We start from the raw sequence: 7,856 nt of genomic DNA on the forward strand, positions 1-7,856 counted from the left end.
GTGAAACCCACCCTCGCGTTCCTGAAAACCCTGACCACACTGCAGCTCGCGCTGGGGTTGTCGATCGCGGTGCATGCGGCGGTGCTCACGGTCCGGTTCGTGAACCCCGAGGGTTTCAACCGGGTGTTCCAGGACACACCACTTGAGGTGATCCTGGTCAACGCACGCAGCAACGAACGGCCCGAGAAAGCCACGGCGATCGCACAGGCCTCGCTGGCCGGTGGTGGCGACGCGGTGCGCGGGCGCTCCACCTCACCCCTGCCGCCCACAGCGGTGGCTCGCGTGGGCGACACGCCCGAAGAAGACGAGCGCCGGATCGAGGCGCTGCGCGAACAGCAGAACCAGTTGCTCGCCCAGGTGCGACGGGAGCTGGCGAAGATGCCGCCGCCCGACACCGAGTCGGTCAACCCCAGCCGCGAGGTGGTGGAGCGCGAGGAGAAGCGCAAGGCACTGGTGAAGATCCTGGCCGAGATCGAGCGGCGCATCAACGAAGAGAGTGCCCGGCCCAAGAAGCGCTACATCAGCCCGGCCACGCGCGAGGCGGTCTATGCCATCTACTACGACGAACTGCGCCGCAAGATTGAAGACCGCGGCACCACCAATTTCCCCGAAGCCGCCGGCCGCAAACTCTACGGCGAACTCACCATGATCATCACGGTCAACCACAATGGCGCGGTGCTCGACACCGAGATCGTGCAGACCTCGGGCAACAACCTGCTCGACCGCCGCGCCCAGGCCATCGTGCGCAGCCTGGCCTTCGGCAAGTTCAACGACCCCATGCGTCGCCAGGCCGACCAGATCGTGGTGGTCTCGCGCTTTCGCTTCACGCGCGACGAGACGCTGCAAACCCAGCTCTCAGGCCAATAGATGAGGTCACTCGGGCGTTGGGTGTTGTGGATGGTCCTGGCCGGTGTGGCGCTGCAGGTGTTCTTTGCGCTGCGCATCGCGGCCATGGTGGTGATCGACCCGACCAGCACCGCCTTCATGCGCTCGGAAGCCTGGCGCGTCGGCCAGGAGAGCATGACCACCGAAAAGACTTGGCGCTGGTCGCACCAGTGGGTGGGTGGCGATCAGATCAGCTCAAACCTCAAGCGCGCCGTGATCGCTTCGGAAGACGCCGGTTTTCTGGAACACGGCGGGGTGGATTGGGAAGCGATCGAGACCGCGTGGCAGAAGAACGAGAAGCGCCTGCAGCAGGCCGAAAAGCGCGCGGCCGCGCAACCCAACAAGCCGGTGCGCGAACCCAAGGTGGTCGGCGGCTCCACCATCACGCAACAACTGGCCAAGAACCTGCTGCTCTCGGGCGAGCGCCAGTTTTTGCGCAAGGGCCAGGAACTCGTTCTGGCGGTGGCGCTGGAGGCGCTGCTGAGCAAGGAGCGCATCCTGGAGATCTACCTCAACAGCGTGGAATGGGGCGAAGGCGTGTTTGGCGCCGAGGCCGCCGCACAGCGTTACTTCAAGAAGCCGGCCAGCAAGCTCAGCACCTCGGAGGCCGCACGGCTGGCGGTGATGCTGCCCTCGCCCAAGTTCTTCGAAACGCGCCAGGGCTCGGCCTACCTCGCCAGGCGCACCGGCACCATCGTCGCCCGCATGGGCGATGTTCAACTGCCATGAACCTGCGCGCCACCGCCATGAGCGTGTTCCTGCTGGGCCTGGTGCGCCTGCTCACCGGCGCGCAGGCGCGCTGGCATGGTTGCCCGCCCAAGGCCGAGCAGCGCATCTACTTCGCGAACCACCAGAGCCACGCCGATCTGATGCTGATCTGGGCCGCGCTGCCGCACGAACTGCGCAGCATCACGCGCCCGATCGCCGCCAAGGACTACTGGACCGCATCGAACTTCAAGCGCTGGATTACCACCGACGTGTTCAATGCGGTGTACGTGGAGCGCGAGCGCAAGGGCGACGAAGACCCGCTGCAGCCGCTGATCAACGCGCTGGAAAGCGGCGACTCGCTGATCCTGTTTCCCGAAGGCACGCGCGGGCACGAGGAAGACCCGCAGCCGTTCAAGTCGGGCCTGTACAACCTGGCCCAGCGCTTCCCCGGCGTGGTGCTGGTGCCGGCCTGGATCCACAACGTGCAGCGCGTCATGCCCAAGGGCGAGGTGGTGCCGGTGCCGGTGCTGTGCTCGGTCACGTTTGGTGAACCGGTGGCGCTGGGTGCTGACGAGCCACGGGCCGAATTCCTCCAGCGCGCTCGAGAAGCCGTCGTGGCACTCAGGGAGGTCTGATGGGTTCCTTCCTGCGCAGCCTCACCGCCGAGCAACAGGTCAGCCTGTTGTTCGTGCTGCTGTTCGGCCTGCTGTTCATCACCAGCGGCGTGAGCGTGCTGCTCTCGGTGCGCGAGCGCCGCGCGGGCGAAGACGAGAGCGGCGAGCGCGAACTGCGCTTGCGCGACAACCAGGTGCTGCTGCGCAGCTCGTGGATGATGGCGCTGGTGTTCTGGATCGGCTGGGCCATGGGTGAGGGCGTGGCCATCGTGCTGTTCGGCTTCGTCTCGTTCTTCATCCTGCGCGAGTTCATCAGCCTCTCGCCCACGCGGCGCGGCGACCACCGCAGTCTGGTGTTGGCGTTCTTCATCGTGCTGCCGCTGCAATACGCACTGGTCTGGACCGAGCGCTTCAATCTCTTCACCGTGTTCATCCCGGTCTATGTGTTCCTCGCCATTCCCGTGGTGAGCGCGCTGGGCAACGACCCGCAGCGCTTCCTGGAGCGCAACGCCAAGCTGCAGTGGGGCATCATGGTCTGCGTCTATGGCATGAGCCATGTGCCGGCGCTGCTACTGCTGAATTTCCCTGGCTTCGCGGGCAAGACTGCGTTTCTCGTCTTCTTCCTGGTGCTCGTGGTGCAGACCTGCATGCTCGTGCAGCACCTGGCTGCACGCAAGCTGGGCAAACCGGTGGCCCCGGCCATCAGCGACAGTTTCCACTGGCGCAGCTGGGCCATGGGGCTGGCCGCCGGCGGCCTGCTCGGCGCCCTGCTGGCCGGCCTCACACCCTTCAAACCGCTGCCGGCACTGGCGATGGCGCTGGTGGCCTGCGTGGCCGGATCGCTCGGTCATCTGGTCATGAAGGCCATCAAGCGCGACCGTGGCGTGACCCACTGGGGCTTCGCGGGCCGCTCCACCACCGGCGCCAGCGGCCTGCTGGACCGCGTGGACGCCTTGTGTTTTGCCGCGCCGGTGTTTTTCCATTCGGTGCGCTGGACGTTCGACTTATGAGAATCCTGGGCATCGACCCCGGCCTGCAGTGCACCGGCTTCGGCGTGATCGACACCGATGGCCCGCACCTGCACTACGTGGCCAGCGGCACCATCCAGACCAGCCCGAAAGACGGCGCACTGCTGCCGGCGCGGCTCAAGATCCTGTTCGACGGCATCACCGAGGTGGTGGCGCGTTACCAGCCCGAGGTCTCGGCCTGCGAGATCGTGTTCGTCAACGTCAACCCGCAGGCCACGTTGCTGCTGGGTCAGGCGCGCGGCGCCTGCCTGACCGCGCTGGTGGCCAACCACCTGCCGGTGGCCGAGTACACCGCGCTGCAGCTCAAGAAGGCGGTGGTGGGCTACGGCAAGGCGGCCAAGCCGCAGGTGCAGGAGATGGTCAAGCGCCTGCTGAAGCTGCCCGGCTTGCCAGGCAAGGACGCGGCCGATGCGCTGGGCCTGGCCATCACGCACGCGCAGGTGAGCCGCACGCTTCAGGCGATCAACAAGGTGTCTGCGTTGCAGGCGCGTTCCAGCGCGTCTTACAAAGCCGGCAGGATCTACTGAGCGTGGTCAACCTCATGCAACGCCAAGTCAGCCTGAGTGCATGGCTCGCACTCGCCTTCACCCTGCTGTCTTTGCTGCTCACGGTCATGCTCACCGTGTTCAGCGACCGCACCGCCAGCGTCCAGGTACGTCGCAGCATCGGCACCAACCTCGCCGAGCTGGCCAACCAGACCACCAGCCGGCTGGACCAGGCGATGTTCGAGCGTTATCGCGAGGTCCGCCTGATCGCCAACCGGCTGAGCGGCCCGCTGGATCTGGCCCAGGTGCGCAGCGAGATCGATGCCCTGCAGCAGAGCTATCCCACCTACGCCTGGATCGGCGTGACCGATCCCGCCGGCACCGTGCTGGCCGCCACCCGCAACATGCTCGAAGGCGCCAATGTGTCGCAGCGACCGTGGTTTCAGAACGCGCTCAAGGGCCAGGCTATGGGCGACGTGCACGAAGCCCTGCTGCTGGCCCAGCTCATGGGCAGCCCGGACGGTGAGCCCATGCGCTTCGTCGACATCGCTTTCCCGCTCAAGGACGACAACGGCCAGATCACCGGCGTGCTGGGTGTGCACCTGTCCTGGAAGTGGGCGCGCGAGATCGAGCAGGCGATCTTCGTGCCGGTGGGTCGCAGCCGCACCATCGACCCCTTGATCATCTCCAGCACCGGTGCCGTGTTGCTCGGGCCGCCCGAGGTGGAAGGCACGGTGCTCAAGCTGCGCAGTGTCGATGCCTCACTGCAGGGCAAGCAGGGTTTCGTGCGGGAGATCTGGCCCGATGGCGAGGACTACCTGGTGGGTTTCAGCAGCGACCGGGGATTCGAGGACTACCCCGGACTGGGGTGGCGCGTGCTGGTGCGGCAGGACCTGGATGAAGCCTACGCACCGGTGAACCAGATGCACCGGCGCATGCTGCTGGGCGGTCTGGTGGCGGCACTGCTGTTCTCGTTGCTGGGCTGGGGCCTGGCGCGCTGGATCACGCGCCCGCTGCTGGGTCTGGCCGACGTGGCGCGTGGCCTGGAAGCCGGGTATGCGGTGAAAGCGCCGGCGTCCAACGCCTACGAAGAGGTGGCCATCCTCGGCAGCGCCTTCAACGCCATGGTGAAGACCCTTCAACACAACGAAGAAGAACTGCGCCACCTCAATGTGTCGCTGGAGCGGCGTGTGCATGAGCGCACCGCCGAACTGCAGGACAGCTTCGAGCGCATGGACGACAACGAAGCCCGCACCCGCGCCATGATCGACAGGGCACCAGAGCCGTTCATCGGCATGGACTTCGAGGGTTGCGTCACCGACTGGAACACCCAGGCCGAGAAGCTCTTTGGATGGAGCCGCGAGGAAGCGCTGGGGGAATCGCTGGCGCACCTGGTGGTGCCGGTGCGCTATCAGGTGGCGTTCATCGAGGCCCTGGCGCACTTCCACCAAACAGGCGAGGCACCCTTTGTGGGGCAGCGCATGAGCCGCATTCTGGTGGACCGCAATGGCCACGAATTGCCGGTGGAGATGAAGATCGGGCTGATCGACACCGACCGACTCAAGCTCTTCAGCGCTTTCATCAGGGACTTGCGCGAGCAGTCCTGACGCTGCGACGAGGCAGGCTCACAAGAGCCGTTCGAGCACCAGCACCGCAAAGAAGCCCAGCGCGGCGATCACCGTCCATTTGAGGATGATCACGCCCCAGGTGCGAAAACGGGCCTGGCCGGTGCCCACGTAGAACGCAAAGCACACGCCCGCGGCGATCAACAGCAGCAGGACGGTCCAGCGAAACAGCAGCATGCTTGCGCGCTTACCAGGCCGGCGCCAGCTGTGCAAAGCCCTGTGGCGCCTCGCGATCCTGCTCGAAGCTCACGACTTCCCAGGCGTCGGTGCGCGCCAGCAGGGCGCGCAGCAGCTGGTTGTTCATGGCGTGGCCGCTGCGAAACGCGCTGTAGGCGGCCAGCAGGGGTTTGCCCACGATGTAGAGATCGCCCATGGCGTCGAGGATCTTGTGTTTGACGAACTCGTCCTGGTAACGCAGCCCGTCGGCGTTGAGCACCTTCACGTCGTCCATCACGATGGCGTTGTCCAGCCCGCCGCCGAGCGCCAGGCCGTGCGAGCGCATGGACTCCACGTCTTTCGTGAACCCGAAGGTGCGGGCGCGCGCGATCTCACGGGCGTACTGGCCGCTGCCGAAGTCGAACTCCACGCGCTGTCCGGTGGAGTTGACGGCCGGGTGGTCGAATTCGATCTCGAAGGCGAGCTTGTAGCCGTGGTACGGGTCGAGTCGGGCCCACTTCACGTTCTTGCCCTCGCCTTCGCGCACTTCCACCGGTTTGGTCACGCGGATGAAGCGCTTGGGCGCTTTCTGCATCACGATGCCGGCGCTCTGCAGCAGGTAAACGAACGAGGCCGAGGAGCCGTCGAGGATGGGCACTTCTTCGGCGGTGATGTCCACGTAGAGGTTGTCCAGCCCCAGGCCGGCGCAGGCGCTCATGAGGTGCTCGATGGTGTGCACCTTGACGTTGCCGTTGGAAATGGTCGAGGCCAGCCGGGTGTCGCTCACGGCTGTGGCGTTGACCGCGATCTCCACCGGTTCGGGCAGGTCCACGCGCCGGAACACGATGCCGGTGTCGGGCGCGGCGGGGCGCAGAGTGAGCTCCACACGCTGACCGCTGTGCAGGCCGACGCCGACCGCCTTGGTCAGGGATTTGAGGGTGCGTTGCGAGAGCATGGTGTGGATTTTAGGTTTTGCGGCGTTTTGGCGCTGTTGGGAATCGTGATGGCCGCCATAGGGGAAGGCGTTCTTCTTGTCTTCTCCGGCTGGACCGGTCATCGACGACCAAGGGGCACGGCTCCGCGAATGTCCCCCGGGGCACTTCAGGCTCGCGGGCGCGGTGTGTGCTGCGCAGCGGCATCAAGGAGGAGGACCGGCGCAGCCGGTCCGGGGGACAGCCGCGGAGCAGCGCACACCGCGTCCGTGAGCCAGCGAGGTCCAGGCGCGAAATGCCCCCGCACCCCGATCCCGATCAATCCGCCTGTTTGCGCAAGAAGGCAGGGATCTCGAAATCGTCCATGCCACCCGAAGCCAACGCGTCCACCTTGGCCGCGGCCTGGGTGCGGTTGGTGCGCCACACGCTGGGCACCGCCATGGAGTTGTAGTCAGGCTGGGACGCGCCCGGGCCACCCACGGCGGAGTTCACGGTCGGCACGTTGAAAGGCACGTTGTCGGTACCGGTGCGCAGCACCTGCAGCGGAGGCGCCGTGCGGCGCACGCCCTGACGCGACAGGCCGGTGGCCACCACAGTCACGCGCATTTCGTCGCCCAGGCTGTCGTCGTAGGCCGCGCCGTAGATCACGTGCGCTTCCGACGACGCGTAGGCACGGATGGTGTTCATCGCCAGCTTCGATTCGGACAGCTTGAGCGAACCCTTGGCCGCGGTGACCAGCACCAGCACACCCTTGGCACCCGAGAGGTCGATGCCTTCGAGCAGCGGGCAGGCCACAGCCTGCTCCGCGGCGATGCGCGCGCGGTCCGGGCCGGCGGCCACGGCCGTGCCCATCATGGCCTTGCCGGGTTCACCCATCACGGTGCGCACGTCTTCAAAGTCGACGTTCACGTTGCCGTACTCGTTGATGATCTCGGCGATGCCGCCCACGGCGTTTTTCAGCACGTCGTTGGCGTGGGCAAAGGCCTCGTCCTGCGTCACGTCGTCGCCCAGCACCTCGAGCAGCTTCTCGTTGAGCACCACGATCAGCGAGTCCACATTGGCCTCAAGTTCGGCCAGACCGTGGTCGGCGTTGGTCATGCGGCGGCCGCCTTCCCAATCGAAAGGCTTGGTGACCACGCCAACGGTCAGGATGCCCATTTCCTTGGCCACGCGGGCGATCACGGGAGCTGCACCCGTGCCGGTGCCGCCGCCCATGCCGGCGGTGATGAAGAGCATGTGCGCGCCAGCGATGGCTTCGCGGATCGAGTCCACGGCCACTTCGGCGGCGTCGCGGCCCTTGTCGGGCTTGCTGCCGGCGCCAAGACCCGTGGTGCCGAGCTGGATGGTCTTGTGCGCGGCGCTGCGCGAGAGCGACTGCGCATCGGTGTTGGCGCAGATGAACTCCACGCCCTGCACGCTGCGC

9 protein-coding genes are annotated in these 7,856 nt (G+C 66.3%); 6 read left to right on the plus strand and 3 right to left on the minus strand.

The genetic code is table 11. The features are described 5' to 3' along the window. From IV113_RS25695 to IV113_RS25720, 6 genes are read left to right on the plus strand one after another with little or no spacing between them, the layout of a single operon-like run. Window positions 1-867, plus strand: a complete 867-nt coding sequence (locus IV113_RS25695; RefSeq protein ID WP_291091208.1) for a TonB family protein — start codon at window positions 1-3, stop codon at window positions 865-867. Next, entirely contained in the window at window positions 868-1,614 is a 747-nt protein-coding gene (gene mtgA / locus IV113_RS25700) for a monofunctional biosynthetic peptidoglycan transglycosylase (protein WP_291091210.1), read from the plus strand. Further along, window positions 1,611-2,228, plus strand: coding sequence for a lysophospholipid acyltransferase family protein (locus IV113_RS25705; protein ID WP_291091212.1), 618 nt, complete (start codon window positions 1,611-1,613; stop codon window positions 2,226-2,228). The genes mtgA and IV113_RS25705 overlap by 4 nt, the downstream gene beginning before the upstream one ends. Then, on the plus strand, window positions 2,228-3,217 hold the full coding sequence (locus tag IV113_RS25710; protein WP_291091214.1) for a phosphatidate cytidylyltransferase: 990 nt from the start codon (window positions 2,228-2,230) through the stop codon (window positions 3,215-3,217). Before IV113_RS25705 ends, IV113_RS25710 begins: the two co-directional genes overlap by 1 nt. After that, window positions 3,214-3,762, plus strand: a complete 549-nt coding sequence (ruvC, locus tag IV113_RS25715; RefSeq protein WP_291091216.1) for a crossover junction endodeoxyribonuclease RuvC — start codon at window positions 3,214-3,216, stop codon at window positions 3,760-3,762. The genes IV113_RS25710 and ruvC overlap by 4 nt, the downstream gene beginning before the upstream one ends. Window positions 3,763-3,776: 14 nt before the next feature. Further along, the gene (locus IV113_RS25720; protein WP_291091218.1) at window positions 3,777-5,327 is read left to right on the plus strand and encodes a cache domain-containing protein; all 1,551 of its coding nucleotides are present in this window, start codon (window positions 3,777-3,779) and stop codon (window positions 5,325-5,327) included. 18 nt (window positions 5,328-5,345) lie between these two features. On the opposite strand, the gene IV113_RS25725 is transcribed toward IV113_RS25720, so the two are convergent. The 3 genes from IV113_RS25725 to ftsZ form a co-directional block, all read right to left on the minus strand. Then, the gene (locus tag IV113_RS25725) at window positions 5,346-5,522 is read right to left on the minus strand and encodes a hypothetical protein (protein ID WP_172823058.1); all 177 of its coding nucleotides are present in this window, start codon (window positions 5,520-5,522) and stop codon (window positions 5,346-5,348) included. A gap of 10 nt (window positions 5,523-5,532) precedes the next feature. Continuing rightward, window positions 5,533-6,456 (minus strand): UDP-3-O-acyl-N-acetylglucosamine deacetylase, encoded by a 924-nt coding sequence (lpxC, locus tag IV113_RS25730; RefSeq protein ID WP_291091221.1) that lies wholly within the window; start codon window positions 6,454-6,456, stop codon window positions 5,533-5,535. A gap of 295 nt (window positions 6,457-6,751) precedes the next feature. After that, window positions 6,752-7,856, minus strand: a 1,105-nt coding sequence (gene ftsZ, locus IV113_RS25735; RefSeq protein WP_291091223.1) for a cell division protein FtsZ, incomplete at its 5' end; no start/stop codon positions are given.

The sequence above is a fragment of the Hydrogenophaga sp. genome (genome assembly GCF_018780385.1).
Classification (GTDB): domain Bacteria; phylum Pseudomonadota; class Gammaproteobacteria; order Burkholderiales; family Burkholderiaceae_C; genus Hydrogenophaga.

Coding starts and splice junctions, on each gene's coding strand:
- IV113_RS25710 (WP_291091214.1), top strand. CDS start 2,228: ATGGGTTCCTTCCTGCGCAGCCTCACCGCCGAGCAACAGGTCAGCCTG.
- lpxC (WP_291091221.1), bottom strand. CDS start 6,456: ATGCTCTCGCAACGCACCCTCAAATCCCTGACCAAGGCGGTCGGCGTC.
- mtgA (WP_291091210.1), top strand. CDS start 868: ATGAGGTCACTCGGGCGTTGGGTGTTGTGGATGGTCCTGGCCGGTGTG.
- ruvC (WP_291091216.1), top strand. CDS start 3,214: ATGAGAATCCTGGGCATCGACCCCGGCCTGCAGTGCACCGGCTTCGGC.
- IV113_RS25725 (WP_172823058.1), bottom strand. CDS start 5,522: ATGCTGCTGTTTCGCTGGACCGTCCTGCTGCTGTTGATCGCCGCGGGC.
- IV113_RS25705 (WP_291091212.1), top strand. CDS start 1,611: ATGAACCTGCGCGCCACCGCCATGAGCGTGTTCCTGCTGGGCCTGGTG.
- IV113_RS25720 (WP_291091218.1), top strand. CDS start 3,777: ATGCAACGCCAAGTCAGCCTGAGTGCATGGCTCGCACTCGCCTTCACC.